Source organism: Thiocapsa sp., from assembly GCF_018399035.1.
Taxonomy (GTDB): Bacteria; Pseudomonadota; Gammaproteobacteria; order Chromatiales; family Chromatiaceae; genus Thiocapsa.
On sequence record NZ_CP073760.1, the window covers coordinates 2,827,697 to 2,843,543 of the forward strand.

12 protein-coding genes are annotated in these 15,847 nt (G+C 65.1%); 8 read left to right on the plus strand and 4 right to left on the minus strand.

The annotated features are described in order from the left end of the window. The first annotated feature begins 225 nt into the window (after nt 1–225). Together KFB96_RS12760 and KFB96_RS12765 are read left to right on the plus strand one after the other, a co-directional pair. Entirely contained in the window at nt 226–945 is a 720-nt protein-coding gene (locus tag KFB96_RS12760; protein ID WP_367115055.1) for an SDR family oxidoreductase, read from the plus strand. 125 nt (nt 946–1,070) lie between these two features. Beyond that, nucleotides 1,071–1,457, plus strand: a complete 387-nt coding sequence (locus KFB96_RS12765) for a hypothetical protein (protein WP_213458249.1) — start codon at nt 1,071–1,073, stop codon at nt 1,455–1,457. 17 nt (nt 1,458–1,474) lie between these two features. On the opposite strand, the gene KFB96_RS12770 is transcribed toward KFB96_RS12765, so the two are convergent. Beyond that, nucleotides 1,475–2,890 (minus strand): hypothetical protein, encoded by a 1,416-nt coding sequence (locus KFB96_RS12770; RefSeq protein ID WP_213458073.1) that lies wholly within the window; start codon nt 2,888–2,890, stop codon nt 1,475–1,477. A gap of 332 nt (nt 2,891–3,222) precedes the next feature. Between KFB96_RS12770 and KFB96_RS12775 the strand changes: the two genes are divergently transcribed. From KFB96_RS12775 to KFB96_RS12790, 4 genes are all read left to right on the plus strand, one after another. Then, on the plus strand, nt 3,223–4,779 hold the full coding sequence (locus KFB96_RS12775) for a metallophosphoesterase (RefSeq protein WP_213458072.1): 1,557 nt from the start codon (nt 3,223–3,225) through the stop codon (nt 4,777–4,779). Then, nucleotides 4,776–6,485, plus strand: coding sequence for a Na/Pi cotransporter family protein (locus tag KFB96_RS12780; RefSeq protein ID WP_213458071.1), 1,710 nt, complete (start codon nt 4,776–4,778; stop codon nt 6,483–6,485). The genes KFB96_RS12775 and KFB96_RS12780 overlap by 4 nt, the downstream gene beginning before the upstream one ends. A 243-nt stretch (nt 6,486–6,728) precedes the next feature. Continuing rightward, the gene (locus KFB96_RS12785) at nt 6,729–7,268 is read left to right on the plus strand and encodes a heme NO-binding domain-containing protein (protein WP_213458070.1); all 540 of its coding nucleotides are present in this window, start codon (nt 6,729–6,731) and stop codon (nt 7,266–7,268) included. Then, nucleotides 7,265–8,626, plus strand: a complete 1,362-nt coding sequence (locus KFB96_RS12790; RefSeq protein ID WP_213458069.1) for an ATP-binding protein — start codon at nt 7,265–7,267, stop codon at nt 8,624–8,626. The genes KFB96_RS12785 and KFB96_RS12790 overlap by 4 nt, the downstream gene beginning before the upstream one ends. 59 nt (nt 8,627–8,685) lie before the next feature. On the opposite strand, the gene KFB96_RS12795 is transcribed toward KFB96_RS12790, so the two are convergent. Beyond that, entirely contained in the window at nt 8,686–10,515 is a 1,830-nt protein-coding gene (locus tag KFB96_RS12795; RefSeq protein ID WP_213458068.1) for an ABC transporter transmembrane domain-containing protein, read from the minus strand. Between the two features lie 248 nt (nt 10,516–10,763). On the opposite strand from KFB96_RS12795, the gene KFB96_RS12800 reads away from it, so the two are divergent. Next, a complete protein-coding gene (locus KFB96_RS12800) occupies nt 10,764–11,195 on the plus strand; it encodes a CBS domain-containing protein (protein ID WP_213458067.1) in 432 nt (143 codons plus the stop codon). Nucleotides 11,196–11,420: 225 nt separating this feature from the next. After that, on the plus strand, nt 11,421–13,352 hold the full coding sequence (locus KFB96_RS12805; RefSeq protein WP_213458066.1) for an acyltransferase family protein: 1,932 nt from the start codon (nt 11,421–11,423) through the stop codon (nt 13,350–13,352). 117 nt (nt 13,353–13,469) lie between these two features. Here KFB96_RS12805 and nudB read toward each other — a convergent pair whose 3' ends face one another. Further along, on the minus strand, nt 13,470–14,018 hold the full coding sequence (gene nudB, locus KFB96_RS12810) for a dihydroneopterin triphosphate diphosphatase (RefSeq protein ID WP_366931489.1): 549 nt from the start codon (nt 14,016–14,018) through the stop codon (nt 13,470–13,472). 43 nt (nt 14,019–14,061) lie between these two features. Next, nucleotides 14,062–15,840 (minus strand): aspartate--tRNA ligase, encoded by a 1,779-nt coding sequence (gene aspS, locus KFB96_RS12815; RefSeq protein ID WP_213458064.1) that lies wholly within the window; start codon nt 15,838–15,840, stop codon nt 14,062–14,064. Nucleotides 15,841–15,847 lie beyond the last annotated feature (7 nt).

Below are 15,847 nucleotides of genomic sequence, written 5' to 3' on the forward strand. Positions count from 1 at the left end.
CGTCTCCGCCAAGGACGAAGCCACGACCGCTCTGATATGCTGATTCGGGTAAACTGATCACGCCGAGAATGATACAGGCAACCCGCCCGGCCCGCATGAGGAAGCCGAGCGGATCGGCGACCGACGGAGCGCGCCCGGGTTGGGCATCCGGCCCGAGCCCCAATCTTAAAGCAGGAGCGTCGAGCCGACGGGCGCCCTGAACAGTCGGCACAGCAACCAGGAGTCATGAGCGTGCAGGAATTCTCAGGGAAAACCGTTGCCGTCACCGGCGCCGCGGGAAATCTGGGCCGTGCCACGGCACTTGCCTTCGCCCGCCGCGGCGCCCGACTGGCCCTGATCGACCTGGATCCCGATGCCTTGCAGTCGGCGCAGAACGCCCTGCCCGAGGGATGCGAGTCGGCTATTTTTGCAACCGACCTCTTGGATCCTCCCGCAGTGGCGGCCATGATCGGCGGCGTGACAGACCGCTTCGGCGCCCTTCATGTCCTCGCGAATATCGCCGGCGGCTTTGCGATGGGGCCGGCCATCGACGAGACGACCGATGCACAGTGGGATTCCTTGATGGATCTGAACCTGCGTAGCGTCTTCAACTGCTGCCGGGCAGCGATACCCCGGATCCCGGACGGGAGCGGCGGGCGCATCGTCAACATTTCCGCCCGAGCGGCCACTCGCGGGGCCGGGCACATGGGACCCTATTGCGTCTCCAAGGCCGCCGTCATTACCCTGACCGAGAGCCTCGCCGAGGAGCTGAAGCAGCACGGGATTACCGTCAACTGTGTTCTGCCCGGAACCCTAAACACCCCGCAAAATCGCGCCGCCATGCCGGATGCAGACCACGACACTTGGGTTCCTCTGGATGCACTCGCCGATGTCATCCTCTTTCTGGCCTCGGATGCCGCACGCTGCGTGACCGGCGCCGCGGTGCCGGTCTACGGACGGAGCTGATGCGCGCCCTGTACTCTCAACCACAAGGACAGAGCAGAGACCCTCAGGCCCGATCGGAAGACCGACCGGATCGGCCGAGCAACCGGAGAGGCCCGCTTCGCCGTTGTGCAGCCGCAGTGCTCCTCATGGTGGGTCTCGGGGCGGGCCTCGGCATCGAAGGCGCCGCAGCAGCACCTCTGGACGAGGAGACCAAACAGCTTCTGATCGAAGCTGTCGAGGCCGCCTACGCGGTGGATCTCTACCACTCGCGTTGCCGCAGCGACGGCTCCAACCGTCGCACCGAGAACCTCAACAAGCTGCTCGCCAGCCGCATGCGCATGACCGTGCTGCGGGTCCAGGACGACGTCTTTCCCGAGCGCAATTATCGCAAGGTCCAGGAACGCCTTCAGCGCGAGTTCCTGGAGATACTCAACGAGAACGGCGGGTGCGCCGGGGTGAAAGAGTCGGAGCTCCCCGTGGAGTTTCGAGCGCGTTACGATGAAAAGATGCGTGCGATCGAAGCTCTTCCTTAACACGACGCGGCCGACTCTCAGCGCGTCGGGTCGGGCGCGGTGCCTTCGTGCCGATCCGCTGGACCCCACGACTCCGCTTGGAGGATCTGCGACAGCGCCGACACGCCCGCCGCGGCCTCCTTGAGCCTCTTCACATCGGCCGAGGAAAGGTTTGCTCCGGATTGCGGAAGATGCGCGACGAGTCCCTGGATCATTGCGCTGTTGCGCTTGATCCCGTCGCGAACGGCCAGGATGGAGGCGAGTCGGGCGTCGACGGCCAAACGCAGCTCGGTTGCCGCGCGCACGCACTCGCGCGCCTCGCCTGCGGAATGAAGATCACGCAGGGCCACCGCCTCGCGCATCGCACTGCGCCACCAGTTGACGAAGGTCGATTTATGATCGGCCAGCACATTGAGCGAAGCGGCCATGGCGTCGATTTCGTCGCGCGCACCGGGCACCGTCGGGATGCGTTCGCGGGGCGTCTCGGTGGTCATGCGATCGAGCAGCCCTGCGATCTCGCGCACCGGACGGACGATCCTCGAGGTGATCATCACGGCGAAGAGCGCCCCGAGGAGGGTCGCCCCGAGCGCGATCAACAGGTTGATCCGCGCCCGCGCGGCCGCGCTATCCGCGATCGCATCGGTCATCGACGTCATCAGCCGACGGGCTTCGATAAGGTTGGCCTCGACCAGCGGCCTGATGCGTCCGACTGCAACGTCCATGGCGTCCGCGAGCACCTCGATCCGGCGGTCCTGCTCGACCAGCGCATGAAAATCGCGCCCGTAAGCCGCGAGGCGCTCGGTCAACGCCTCGCGCTGCGGATCGGCGATCGGGGCCTGCATCACGCGCTCGGCGGTGTTTGCCAGGATCGCGTCCACCATCGCGACATAGGTCGGGGCGCCGCGCAGCAGATAATCCTTCTCGCGACGCCGCAGCTGGAGAATCGCAACCTCGAAATCCGTCGTCTGCTCAAGCGATCCAGCCAGCGCCTCCAGCTCATGCGCGGTCCGACGAAACGCGCCCTGCAGTCCGCTGTTCTCGTCGAGCCCTTTGACCCGCCATGCCTCGACGACCGCCTCGAAGCTCGACAGATAGTCGGCAACCAACGCTCGAATCTCGGTCGCTGCCTGCTGCGAGGTCTCGTCGAGACGCGCGAGTCCGGCGGCCTTGGCCTCCAAGGCAGCTGCTTCGCGTGTCACCTGCGCAACCGCACCGAGATCTCGTGTCGTGAGAAACGCGGACTGAGCCGCGCGGATGGCACCGAGCCGCCGCTCGATGCCGAAGGCATAGGACTGGCGTGCACCGTAGAGCGCGTGGAGACGCTCGTAGTCCGCACTCAGGCGCGCCAGGGCCACCTGGTCGTGAACGATGACCCCGAGAAAGATCAGGATCACCAGACCGAAACCCAGCCCGATCTTCTCACCGATACGCAATCTGCTCGCGAGTCTGTTCACCCTGCCTCCCGGGCCTGATACGGCCGGTCAAACCCCCGTGTCTCAACCGATCGGACGCCAGCTTACCCTAACCCGGCAGAGCCGGAACCAAGAAACGTCGTCGAAAGCTCTGCTCGTTGTCGTTGTCGTTGTCGTTGTCGGATTCCGGACGAAAACGACAACGACAACGAAAAACTCTGCGACGGTTTGTTCAAGACGTGCTGCGACAGGGTCGCCTGCCGAGCGTTGCGCAGCCAGCGCGCGGTTGATGCCTATCGGCAGGAATGCGACGCTTGGGCCATCGCGCGGATCCTGCATCACGACTCAGACCCGGAGGGTCATTCAAACAGCCCATGTCGGACCCGAGCCACGCCCAGCGCAAAGGCTTTCTGAGACACTTTCGCGGTCTGATCCGCGAGGCCGACCCGTGCGCGGACATCGACCTTCGGGGGTCGCTGCGATTGGGCAAGTCCACGGTGAAGCTCCCGCCTCCCGCGCTGCCCCTGCAGATCCTGCTCGGCGGCGAGCAGGGTTATCGGCTCCACCTCTATCCGGAGCCGGTGCTCGATGCCGAAGGCCGCTTCGAGCACCGCGGCAGCTATCTCCTGGTCGACCCCATGACCTATTTCTCCGACGTCAGCGGATTCATCCGACTGAGCGAGGGCGATACCCTGACCCTGGGACGCGACGACCCGACGCAGCGCCTGCTGCTGCGTTACCCGCGCGCCGTCGAGCCTCGGCATCTTCGGCTCAAGCTCTCGGCCGACGGGCTGTCCATCAAGAACAAGTCCGGGGCGGCGGGCGTCTGCATCGCCCCTTTGGCCTCGACCGATCTCATGGAGCGCATGTCGCGTTGGCGCCGCCTTGCGCTCGCGCGTCTGGCACGGGTGCTCGGCGGACCGATCGAGCCCTTGGCGCGCGCGCCCGCCTTGGACCTGATCGAGCAGGTGATCGCGGTGATGGATCAGGAGCCCTATCGCGCGCTCAATCGTCTCGGCCAACCCGGCGGTCTCCTGATCCTGCCCGATCGCGCCACCCCCGTCTTCGTCGGCGACCTGCGCGCCCGGATCGACAACCTGCTCGTCATCTTGACGCAGAACGCCTTTCTTCAGGCCCTCGAGGAGGGCAGCGCGATCCTGATCATCCTGGGCAGTGCCGTACATCCGGATCGACCCGAGCAAGCCGCCGAGATGGACAGCTCCATCCTGATGATGGATCTGATCTTTCGGCTCAAGCTGCGGTTTCCCGAACGGGTCTTTTATCTGCGGGGCCATCACGACAGCTTTTCCGAGTCGATCAGCCACGCCGGGCTGCCGCAAGGATCCCTCTGGGAGGATGCCCTGCATCAATCACGCGGACCGGACTATCGGGACGCAATGCGGCGATTCTATGCCCGCCTGCCGTTGGTGGCCGTCACCTCGCGCTATCTTGCCGCACACGCCGCACCGCCGATCGAGGCCGAGGGATGGCAGACGCTCGTGGACATCGACCGGCATCCGGAGCTGGCCGACCGACTCGCGCGGGTCCGACATCCCTCGGAGCCTGCCCCGAGCAGCACCTACGGACGGCGCGATCTGAACCGCATGTTCCGGCGCCTCGGCTTGGCGGAGAACGCCGTCTGCGTGCTCGGAGGTCGCCCCGCGCCTTCGGCCGGGCATCGCGCGCGAGACACCTCAGACCTTGCGCAACTTCGGCGGGTTTTCAGTGCCGATCCGCACTGGGTCGGCACCCTCACGCGCGCCCACAAACGGCTGCTGCCGCTTTGCTATCCGGCCGAGCCCCTGCTGGAGGTCTACAACCGGCTCGTGCGCAGCGCAGGCGCCGGGATCAGCCCGAGTCGACAGCCCGCGAACCCCATTGAGCCGACCCGGCCCACGCCGACGGACGCTCCCGACGAGGCGCAGCGATGACCCCCGAGGTCACCCAGGCGATCACGCCGGCGATCCACTGGTGGACGATGGCGATGAGCCTCTTCGGCGGTCTCGCCCTCTTTCTCTATGGCATCGACCAAATGGCCGAGGCGCTCAAGGCGGTCGCCGGAGAGCGGATGAAGGACATCCTGGCCAAGCTGACCGCCAACCGCTTCATGGGCGCCATCACCGGCGCCTTCGTCACGGCCGTCATCAACTCCTCTTCCGTGACGACGGTCCTGGTGGTGGGCTTCATCAGCGCCGGACTCATGACCTTGAGTCAATCCGTGGGCGTCATCATGGGCGCCAACATCGGTTCCACCGTCACCGCGCAGCTGATCGCCTTTCAGATCACCGAGGCGGCCCTGTTGATGATCGGCATCGGCTTCACGATGCAGTTCGCATCCACGCAGGAGGCGATTCGCCAATACGGCGGCATCCTCATGGGTTTGGGCATGGTGTTCTTCGGCATGAGCATCATGAGCGACTCGATGGGGCCGTTGCGGACCTACGAGCCCTTCCTGGAGTTTGTCCGGAGGCTCGAGAATCCGGCGATCGGCATCCTCGTCGCCGCCGTCTTTACCGGGCTGATCCAATCCTCCGCCGCCACCATGGGCATTGCGATCGTCTTGGCGAGCCAGGGTCTCATCAATCTCCCCACCGGGATCGCGCTCGCCCTCGGGGCCAATATCGGGACCTGCGTCACCGCCCTGCTGGCGGCCATCGGCAAACCGCGCGATGCGCTGCGCGCCGCCTTGGTGCATGTCATCTTCAACGTCTGCGGCGTCCTGATCTGGGTCGGCTTCATCGGACAGCTTTCGGCCTTCACCCAGCTGATCTCGCCGGCCCACCCTGACCTGTCGGGAACCGCGCGACTCGCCGCCGAGGTCCCCCGGCAGATCGCCAACGCACATACCCTATTCAATATCGCCAATACGCTCCTTTTTATCGGTCTGACCACGCAGTTCGCGCGGCTCGTGCAGTGGCTGGTTCCGGACAAACCCCCGGGCGCAGAGGCACTCGTGGTGCGCGCGAAGTATCTGGACGAGGAGTTGCTCTCCACGCCGTCGTTGGCGCTCGACCGCGTTCGCTTGGAGGTCCTGCACATGGGCGAGCTCGTGGACAAGATGATGTCGCGCATCATGCCGGCCATCCTCAGCGGCAATCGCCGCACGCTGCGCGAGATCGAGCTGATGGACAACGATGTGGACACGCTGCACGCCCAGATCATCACCTATCTGGGCAAGATCAGCCGTCTATCGCTCACCGAGAAGCAGACCGCGACCCTGATGCGCCTGATGGCGGCGGTGAACGACTTGGAAAACATCGGCGACGTCGTCGAAACCAACCTGATCGTACTCGGCCGCGAGCGCATCGATGCCGGTGTCTCGATCAGCGGGCCGACCCGCCAGGTCCTCATGGGCTTCCATCAGGTCGTAACACGCTCGGTCGCCGCCGCAGTCCAGGCCGTCGCGCAGAACAACGAGCTGGCCGCGCGATCCGTGACCTCCATGAAGCAGGAGATCCAACACATCGCCGACTCCGCGGCCATTCATCAAGCACAACGCCTCGTCGCGGAAGAACCGAATCGGATCCCCGCCTACACGATCGAGATCGACATCATCGAGAAGCTCAAACGAATCTATTACTTCGCCAAACGGATGGCCAAGACGGTCGAGACGGACGAGGAGGAGAGTGCATCTTGACGGGGGCCATGATGCAGGAACCGTAGGTCGCAAAGGCTTTGCTCCTCCCGGACCCCGGGACTAACCTTCGATCGTCCCGGGACGATGTGACCAGATCGTCCCGGGGTGAGTGCAGTGCCCGAGCGCATCACTCCGAAGAAGAGTGATGACTACCCTACCGTTGCCGGCTTCCGTTAGGATTGGCCGACAAGAAAAATCAGCTATTCGCCACGTTTCGGCAACAAGCCCAAGGGGACCGAGCTCATGAAAGGCGTTGTATTCGTGGAGTTCCTCGAGATGGTCGAGGCCGAGTTCTCACCGGAGATGGCGGATGACATCATCGACGCCTGTGATCTGCCCTCGGGCGGCGCCTACACGAGCGTCGGCACCTACAGTCATCGCGAGATGGTTGCCTTGGTCGGAGCACTGTCCGAACGCACAGGCACCCCGGCGCCGGACTTGATTCGGGCGTTTGGAGAGTTCTTGTTCGAGCGGTTCCACGTTCATCACGCCGAGTTCTTCGACGGGATCAACAATAGCCTGGATTTTCTCGAACGGATCGAGGATGTGATCCATGTGCAGGTCCGCAAGCTCTATCCGAATGCAGAACTGCCCCGCTTCGAGATTGATCGGCCGGACCAGGACCACCTGAGCATGCTCTATCGCTCCGACCGACACATGGGCGATTTGGCCGAGGGTCTGATTCGTCAGTGTATCGCGCACTATGGGACGCCCATCTCAATCCAGAGGCATGATCTGGACGATAAGGGCGGGCACGTGCGCTTCGAGCTCAGCCGAACATGACCGAGACGCCAACCGATCCAGGCCGGCTGCTCCGGCGCGCCGAACGCGAGCGGCGTGCCCGCAAGGAGGCGGAGCGACTGCTTGAAGAGAAAAGCCTTGAGCTCTATGAGGCCAATCAGGCACTGCAACGCCAGGCCGATGCGCTGGAGGAGCAGGTCCAAGCGCGTACAGCCGAGCTGAACGCGGCCCTCGAGCGCGCCGAGGAGGCGGTCCGCGCGAAGAGCGACTTTCTGGCGGTGATGAGCCACGAGATCCGCACGCCACTGAACGCGGTGATCGGCATGTCCGAGCTCCTGTCGCTTGAGTCTTTGGCGCCCGAGCATCAGGAACAGGTTTTGATCATTCACGATAATGGTCGCAATCTGCTCGCGCTGATCAACGATATCCTCGATTTCTCCAAGATCGAGGCAGGAAAGCTGCAGCTTGAGCAGGAGATCTTCGACCCCGCCGACCTGCTGCAGGGTACCCTGCGCTCGTTCGAGGCACAGCAAGCTCCTCACCGCGTGCGACTACGCACGCAGCTTGCGCCACTGCCGCAGTGGGTCATTGGAGATCGCCTCCGATTGAGACAGGTACTCACCAACCTCATCGGCAACGCAGTGAAATTCTCGCCGCACGGCGAGGTGCGCATCGAGGCAGAAGCGGGCGAGACGGCCGACGGCTGGCGCTTGCGCGTGCGCGTCGCCGATAACGGTATCGGCATGAGCGCCGAGCAGCAGGCGCGTCTGTTCCAGCCGTTTTCCCAGGCGGATGCCTCGACCAGCCGACATTTCGGAGGCACCGGACTGGGGTTGGCCATTTGCCATCGGCTCGTGCGGGAGATGGGCGGAGAGATCGCATGCGACAGCAGCCCCGGGCAAGGGTCCGTGTTCTCGTTCGATGTGCACCTGCAGCGGGCTGACGATGAGCCGAGCGCCCGCGATGCGGCAGATGACAACAACGTCTGTCCATGTACGGTACCCAGCATTCGCCTTCTGATCGTCGATGACAATCCCGTCAATCGGTTGCTTGCCCGGCGCATGGCCGAGCGCCTCGGACATCAGCCTGAGATTGCCGCTTCCGGTCCCGAAGCACTGGAGATGGTCCAGCAGAACGACTTCGACGTGATTCTGATGGACTTCATCATGCCGGGGATGGACGGCCTCGAGACCACGCAGCGGATTCGCGCGCTGGATCTGCCCCGCCAGCCACGCATCGTTGCCCTCACCGCAAATGCCTTCCCCGAGGATCGAACCAAGGCACTGGAGGCTGGCATGGACGGCTTTATAAGCAAACCACTGCATCTCGAGCGGCTTCGACTCGAGTTGTGCTCGATCTGTCTCGCGAAGCACGCGCAGGGTTCATCCGTCGCGTCCTGATCGTCACGATCGTTGATGCATCCCGCCCCGGCAACATCGACCGGGACGCCATTTCCCCATCAAGGAACCGCAAGCCGCAACGCGGGCGGGGCCGGAGCCGGAACCGCCGCCGCATCCTGGAACTGCAGCGACGCCAGCCGCGCGTAGAGCCCGTCCTCGGCCATCAGCTCGTCATGACGACCGCTCGCGACGATCCGACCCTGATCCAGAACCAGGATGCGGTCGGCCGTGCGCACGGTCGCCAGACGATGGGCGATGACGATGCTGGTGCGGCCCTGCATCAGATGCTCCAGTGCCTCCTGCACCAGCCGCTCGCTCTCGGCATCCAGGGCGCTGGTCGCCTCGTCCAGCAGCAGGAGGACCGGATTGCGCAGCACGGTGCGGGCGATGGCGATGCGCTGGCGCTCGCCGCCCGAGAGCCTGACCCCGCGCTCGCCCAGGAAGGTCTCGAAACCCTGCGGTAAGCGGTCGAGAAACTCGGCCGCGTGGGCGGCCTCGGCGGCGCGGCGCACATCCGCGTCGCTCGCATCGACGAGACCGTAACGGATGTTCTCCCAGGCGTTCGCGCCGAAGATGACCGGGTCCTGCGGGACCAGCGACATGTGTCGGCGCAGCTCGGCGGGCGCCAGATCACGCAGATCAACGCCGTCGAACCGCACCGCACCGGCGACCGGATCGTAGAAGCGCAACAGCAGTTGAAAGAGGGTCGATTTGCCGGCGCCCGACGGGCCGACCAGCGCCACCCGCTCGCCGGGCTCGATGACCAGATCGAGACGATCGAGCGCCGGGGTGTCCGGGCGCGCCGGATAAACGAAGCGCACCGCGTCGAATTCGACGCGCCCGCGCGCAGGCTCCGGCAACGCCTTCGGCTCGGGCGGGGTGCGAATACTCGGCTCGGACTCCAATAGCTCCATCAGGCGCTCGCTCGCGCCCGCACCGCGCAGCAACTGTCCCATCAGCTCGCTCAAAGAGCCGACCGATCCGGCAACCACCACGGCGTAGAAGAGAAAGGCCGAGAGCTCGCCCCCGCTGATGGCGCCGGCCAGGACCTGTCGACCGCCGACCCAGAGCACCACCCCGATGGCACCGAAGGTCAGAAGGGTCGACACCGCGGCCAGCAAGGCGCTGGTCTGCGAACGCCGCGCCGCGACCTCGAAGGCGGATTCCACCTGTGTGCCGTAGCGCTCGCGGTCGATCGGCTCGTGACAGCAGGCCTGCACCGTGCGGATCCCGTGGATGACCTCGTCGACATAGGCGCCGACATCGGCGATCCGGTCCTGGCTATCGCGCGACAGACGGCGCACCCGATGGCCCAGGAGCCAGGCCGGGAGGATCACGAAAGGCACGCCGAGCAGGACCAGGCCGGTCAGGGCAGGACTCGTGATCGCGAGCATGACGATGCCGCCGATCATCAGGAGCCCGGTGCGCAGCACCATCGCGAGGGTCGAGCCGACCACGACCTGGAGCAAGGCGGTGTCGCTGGTCAGACGCGAGATCACCTCGCCGACCCGGGTCGTCTCGAAGAAGCCGACATCGAGCGACAACACTCGATCAAAGACGCTCTTGCGGATATCCGCGACCACCCGCTCGCCGATCCAATTAAGCAGATAGCTGCGCACACCCACGGCGATGCCGGTCGCCAGGACCACGGTCAGAAACAGCATCAACGCCTGATCCAAGGCCGCCGTCGAGCCGCTGGTCAGGCCCGAATCCACCAGGGTGCGGATCACCTGACCGAAGGCGAGCACCGAGCCGGCCCCGACGAAGAGTGCCACCAGCGCCCCCGCGAGCTGCCAGCCGTAGGGGCGGGTGAAACCAAGCAGCCGGCGCAGCGCTCCAAGGTGACGGGTCCCCGGTCGGTCGCCGGGAACTGCAGTGTGCTCGCGCATAGGCGTGATCTCGTAGGGACGGAAGCGCAGAGGTTCCGCTCGTTTTCAAAAGGATCGGCACCCGAGCGTACCCGGACCGGACGTTCGTTTCGCCGTGGCGCGACCGATTCCGACTAGGCCCATCGGCCGGCCCTCTGCTAACCTCGGGTCAACCAAGGCGTGGTCGGCGACCGTGTCCGGGTCAGGGCAAGGAACGCGACAAATCAGCAGGAGTCGATTCTCCACCACCGCGGGAGCTCGAAGAGACGATGAAGACGATTCAACAACTGCTCGGCGATAAAGGGTTGCAGGTTTGGTCGATCGGCCCCGATGCAAGCGTCTATGACGCACTCGTGCTGATGGCCGAGAAACAGATCGGCGCGCTCTTGGTCACGGACGACAGCGGCATGATCGGTCTGGTCTCGGAGCGCGACTACGCGCGCAGCGTCATCTTGAGAGGGCGCACATCCAAGGAGACGCTGGTGCGCGAGGTCATGACCAAGCGCGTGGTCTGCACGCGGCCGGATCAAAGCCTGGAAGAGGCGATGGCCCTGATGACGGAGAAGCGCGTTCGCCATCTCCCGGTCATCGCCGACGGCAAGGTCATCGGGCTGATCTCGATCGGCGATCTCATCAAATCCATCATCTCGGAGCACAAGTTCATCATCGAGCAGCTCGAGCACTATATCAGCAGCGGCTGATATCCGGATCTCACAACCCGTGGCCGAATCGAGGCTCTCGCGCGATTCGGCCATCTGAGCCGCAACGGCGGGACGACACCAAGCCGGGCCCGGCCCCCGAACCGAATAACTGTTCTTTGCGCCCTTCGCACCGCTGCGGTTCATCTCGGTTTCCCGAGCACATCGATCAGACAGGCCATCGCGTACATGACATCTGATGCGGTGGCTCGATAGGAGCCGTCCGGGATGATCGAGTCTCACCGTTATCGCGCCGACATCGACGGCTTGCGAGCGCTTGCGATCGCGCCGGTCGTCTTGTTCCACGCGAACATTCCGGGGTTCGGCGGCGGCTTTATCGGGGTCGATGTCTTCTTCGTGATCTCCGGGTATCTGATCACCTCGATCATCGCGCGCGAGATCCGCGAGGGTCGATTCACCCTGCAGGGATTCTACGAGCGACGCATCCGGCGCATCCTTCCGGCGCTGTTTGCAATGCTGTCGGTCTCAGTGCTGGCGGCATACCTGATTCTCTACCCCGCGCAGGCCCAGAGCTTCTCGCGGTCCCTGATCGCGGCGACCCTGTTCGTGTCGAGCATCCTGTTTCAGCGCGAGGTCGGCTATTTCGACCAGGAGGCCGAGCTCAAGCCCCTCCTGCATACCTGGTCGCTCTCGGTGGAAGAGATCTTCTACATCCTGTACCCGCTGCTCCTGTGGTTCACCTGGCGCCGGTTTCGCGGTCACCAGACAGCGCTCGTCGCCGGGATCGCGGCACTGTCCTTTGCCGCGACGGTCATCGCCTTGTGGATCGACAAGCAATCCACTTCGGCCTTCTTCCTGCCGCACTTTCGCGCTTGGGAGCTGCTGATCGGCGCACTCGTCGCGCTGGTCCCGCTGCGCCTGCCGAAGGGCCGTACCTTCGCCGGTCTCCTCGCGATCATCGGTCTGTCGATGATCGTCGTACCCGTGTATGCCTATTCGCAGACCACGACCTTTCCGGGGCTCGCGGCGCTGGCGCCGTGTCTCGGCACGGCGCTCGTGATCGTCGCCGGACAACGTAGACCCTCGCCGGTCGGACGGATGCTGTCCTGGCGGCCGATCGTCTTCTTGGGCCTGATCTCCTATTCGCTCTATCTCTGGCATTGGCCGATCTTCGTCTTCGCTCGGCACGTCCTGGGCCGCGAGCCCCTGCTCGGCGAGTCGCTCGCGTTGATCGCGGCGAGCCTGATCGCCGCGGTTCTGTCTTGGCGCTTCGTCGAGCGTCCGTTCCGGGGTCGCTCCGGGCTCCTGCCGCGTCCTGCGCTCTTCGCTGCGGCCGCTCTGGCGGCACTGATTCTGACCGGCATCGGTCTGCACGGGCAGCAGACCGGCGGCTGGCTCGGACGTTACCCGCCCGAGCTGGTCGACATCTTCGCCGCATCGCAGGATCACGACCCGCGTCGGCGCGCGTGCGAGAGCGTGCGGGCCGACACCCCGGGTTGCATCTACGGCGAGGCGGACGCGCCGCCCGTTGTCGCACTCTTGGGGGATAGCCACGCCGCGGTCTATGCGATGGTCTTGGGCGAGCTGGCGCAAGGGCGCGGCGAAGCCGTGCTGAGTCTGACCATGCCGATCTGCCCGCCGGCACTGGGCTGGGCCGGCGAGCCCTTGTCTTGGCGGGAGGATTGCGGACTCTTTCAGCGGCTCGCCTTGGAGCGGATCATCGCCACTCCGAGCATTCACACGGTCGTGCTGGCGGCCTGGTACCGGATCTATCCGTTCGACGATCCGCACGGGAAACTCGCCGTCGCGATCGAGGAGGCGATCGAGCGGCTGGTCTCGGCAGGCAAACGGGTCGCGCTGGTCTATCCGATACCCCAGCCCGACGCGGACATTCCGACGACCTTGGCCGAAGCGGTTCTCGAGGGTCGGGATCCGAATCTGGTCCGTCAGCCGCTGGAGCAGTTCCACGCCGACCAGGGCGGGGTCTTCGCCATGCTGGACGGCCTGGATCGGCATCCGTCACTCGTTCGCCTCTATCCGCACCGCGTCTTGTGTCCGGACTCCGAGTGTCTGTTCTACCGGGACGGAAGCACCCTCTACTACGACGACAATCATCTGAGCGTCACCGGTGCCGCCTTGTTGCGCCCGCTGTTTGCACCCCTTTTCGATGGCGCCGCGCAGCAGGACGAGGGGCGCTAGTGGAGCAGTGCAAAGATTCCGAGACCGTCCGAGATCATTTCCGTTGTCGTTGTCGTTGTCGTAATCGACCATCGAGACAACGACAACGAACGGTCTCGACACATGTGCCGAGCTGCGCTAGCGCGCGAGCCCGGACAGCGCCCGAATCGCATCGCGATTGGTCCAAGAGCTCGCGAGCGCGAGGGCCGGGGCGGCCTGGAGCCAACGGTACTCGACATGCTCCCGCGGATCGAGTCGGATCAGGCGCCGGGTCTCGAGGACCAGGGCGAACCAATATTCGCGATTGAAACAGACATTGGGGGCATAACGTTTGCGCCAGGCGCGGATGATCGGAAAGAGCTTGGAGTGACGCAGATCGATCAGCGCGCCGCCCGCGAGCAGTCCGGTTTCCTCGTAGAGCTCGCGTGCCGCGGCATGGCGAGGCGTCTCGCCCGGGGCGAGGCTCCCGGTGACCGACTGCCAGAAGCCGACCGGGCGGGCCCGCCTCAGGAGCAGGAAGTCGCCGCCCCGGGTGCAGATGACCACGAGAACCGACTGGGGACGCTTGCGTGTTTCTTCGGTCATGGACGCCTGCTCCTGGACCTCCTCGCCGCCCTCGGAGCCCAACGGCCCGATCGGCTCGGCCGTCGACCGGGCTACGGCACCGCCCTCCGGTCCGTCCATCATCGCGGCAGACTCCATGGGCATCACGGGCACGGGTGTCATAGGCTTAGGCCCGCAGCCTGATCCGCAGCGCCAGCTCCTCGAGCTGATTTTCGTCCACAGGGGACGGGGCATCGGTGAGCAGGCAGGCGGCACTCTGGGTCTTGGGAAAGGCCATGACGTCGCGAATCGAGGTCGCGCCGGTCATGAGCATCACCAGACGATCCAGACCGAAGGCGATGCCGCCATGCGGCGGACAACCGAATCGCAGCGCCTTGAGCAGGAACCCAAAGCGGTCCTCGGCCTGCTCGTCGGTGATGGCCAGAAGCTTGAAGACCTGCCGCTGGACCGCATCGCGATGGATACGGATGGAGCCGCCGCCGATCTCGGTGCCGTTCAGGACCATGTCGTAGGCGCGCGAGACACAGGCGCCCGGATCGCTTTCGAGCAGATCCAACTGCTCCTCCTTCGGCGCCGTGAAGGGATGGTGCAGGGCCACCCAGCGCTGATTGACGGCGTCGCGCTCGAACATCGGGAAGTCCACGACCCACACCGGATGCCAGCCCTCGGCGAGCAAACCGCGATCCTGGCCGAGCCGCACCCGCAGCGCGCCCATCGACTCGTTGACCACGGTGGTCTTGTCGGCGCCGAAGAAGATGAGGTCGCCGTCGACGGCCTCGGTGCGGGTCATGATGGCATCCACCGCACTGTCGGGCAGGAACTTGAGGATCGGCGACTGCAGGCCCTCGCGTCCCTTTTCCGCCCAGGCGTTGACCTTGATGTAGGCCAGGCCCTTCGCACCGTAGATGCCGACGAACTGGGTGTAGCCGTCGATCTCCTTGCGCGAGAGCTCACCGCCACGCGGCAGACGCAGGGCAACCACGCGGCCCTCGGGATCCTGTGCCGGCTCGGCGAAGACCTTGAAGTCGACCCCGGCCATGAGGTCGCCGACATCGATCAGCTCCAGGGGCACGCGCAGGTCCGGGCGATCCGAGCCGAAGCGGCGCATCGACTCGGCATAGGTCAGCCGCGGGAAGGGATCCGGCAGCTCGACACCCTGCACATCGCGGAAGAGCGTGCGGATCATGGTCTCCATGATCGCCATCAGCTCGTCCTCGGTCATGAAGGAGACCTCGATGTCGAGCTGGGTGAACTCGGGCTGGCGATCGGCGCGCAGATCCTCGTCCCGAAAGCAGCGGGCGATCTGGTAGTAGCGGTCCATGCCGGACATCATGAGCAGCTGCTTGAAGAGCTGCGGCGACTGGGGCAACGCGAAGAACTCGCCGGGATGGGTGCGGCTGGGCACCAGATAGTCGCGCGCGCCCTCGGGCGTGGACTTGGTCAGGATCGGGGTTTCGATATCCAGGAAACCCTGGGCATCGAGGAAGTAGCGCATCGCCTGAGTCACCCGGCTGCGGGTGCGCAGGCGCGCCTGCATCTCGGGGCGGCGCAGATCCAGATAGCGGTAGCGCAGACGCAGCTCCTCGGAGGCGTCGGCGCCGTGCTCGTCGAGCTGGATCGGCGGGGTCTCGGAGGCGTTGAGGATCTCCAGATCCAGACCCAGCACCTCGATCTCGCCGGTCGGCAGATCCGGGTTGACGGTCCCCGCCGGACGCGCGCGCACCCGGCCCGTGACCTTGAGCACGTACTCGCTGCGCGCCTGCTCGGCGCGGGCGAAGACCTCGGGGCGATCCGGATCGAAGACGATCTGCACAAGACCTTCGCGATCGCGCAGATCGATGAAGATGACCCCGCCATGATCCCGACGCCGATGCACCCAGCCGCACAACACGACCTCTTGGCCCTCGTGGCGGCTGTTCAGTTCTCCACAGTACTGCGTGCGCATCGTCGTC

Bases quoted from the DNA above. Each gene is read 5' to 3' on its own strand.
- KFB96_RS12805 (WP_213458066.1), top strand. From the start codon at position 11,421: ATGATCGAGTCTCACCGTTATCGCGCCGACATCGACGGCTTGCGAGCG.
- KFB96_RS12775 (WP_213458072.1), top strand. From the start codon at position 3,223: ATGTCGGACCCGAGCCACGCCCAGCGCAAAGGCTTTCTGAGACACTTT.
- KFB96_RS12780 (WP_213458071.1), top strand. From the start codon at position 4,776: ATGACCCCCGAGGTCACCCAGGCGATCACGCCGGCGATCCACTGGTGG.
- KFB96_RS12760 (WP_367115055.1), top strand. From the start codon at position 226: ATGAGCGTGCAGGAATTCTCAGGGAAAACCGTTGCCGTCACCGGCGCC.
- KFB96_RS12765 (WP_213458249.1), top strand. From the start codon at position 1,071: ATGGTGGGTCTCGGGGCGGGCCTCGGCATCGAAGGCGCCGCAGCAGCA.
- nudB (WP_366931489.1), bottom strand. From the start codon at position 14,018: ATGATGGACGGACCGGAGGGCGGTGCCGTAGCCCGGTCGACGGCCGAG.
- KFB96_RS12795 (WP_213458068.1), bottom strand. From the start codon at position 10,515: ATGCGCGAGCACACTGCAGTTCCCGGCGACCGACCGGGGACCCGTCAC.
- aspS (WP_213458064.1), bottom strand. From the start codon at position 15,840: ATGCGCACGCAGTACTGTGGAGAACTGAACAGCCGCCACGAGGGCCAA.
- KFB96_RS12800 (WP_213458067.1), top strand. From the start codon at position 10,764: ATGAAGACGATTCAACAACTGCTCGGCGATAAAGGGTTGCAGGTTTGG.
- KFB96_RS12790 (WP_213458069.1), top strand. From the start codon at position 7,265: ATGACCGAGACGCCAACCGATCCAGGCCGGCTGCTCCGGCGCGCCGAA.
- KFB96_RS12785 (WP_213458070.1), top strand. From the start codon at position 6,729: ATGAAAGGCGTTGTATTCGTGGAGTTCCTCGAGATGGTCGAGGCCGAG.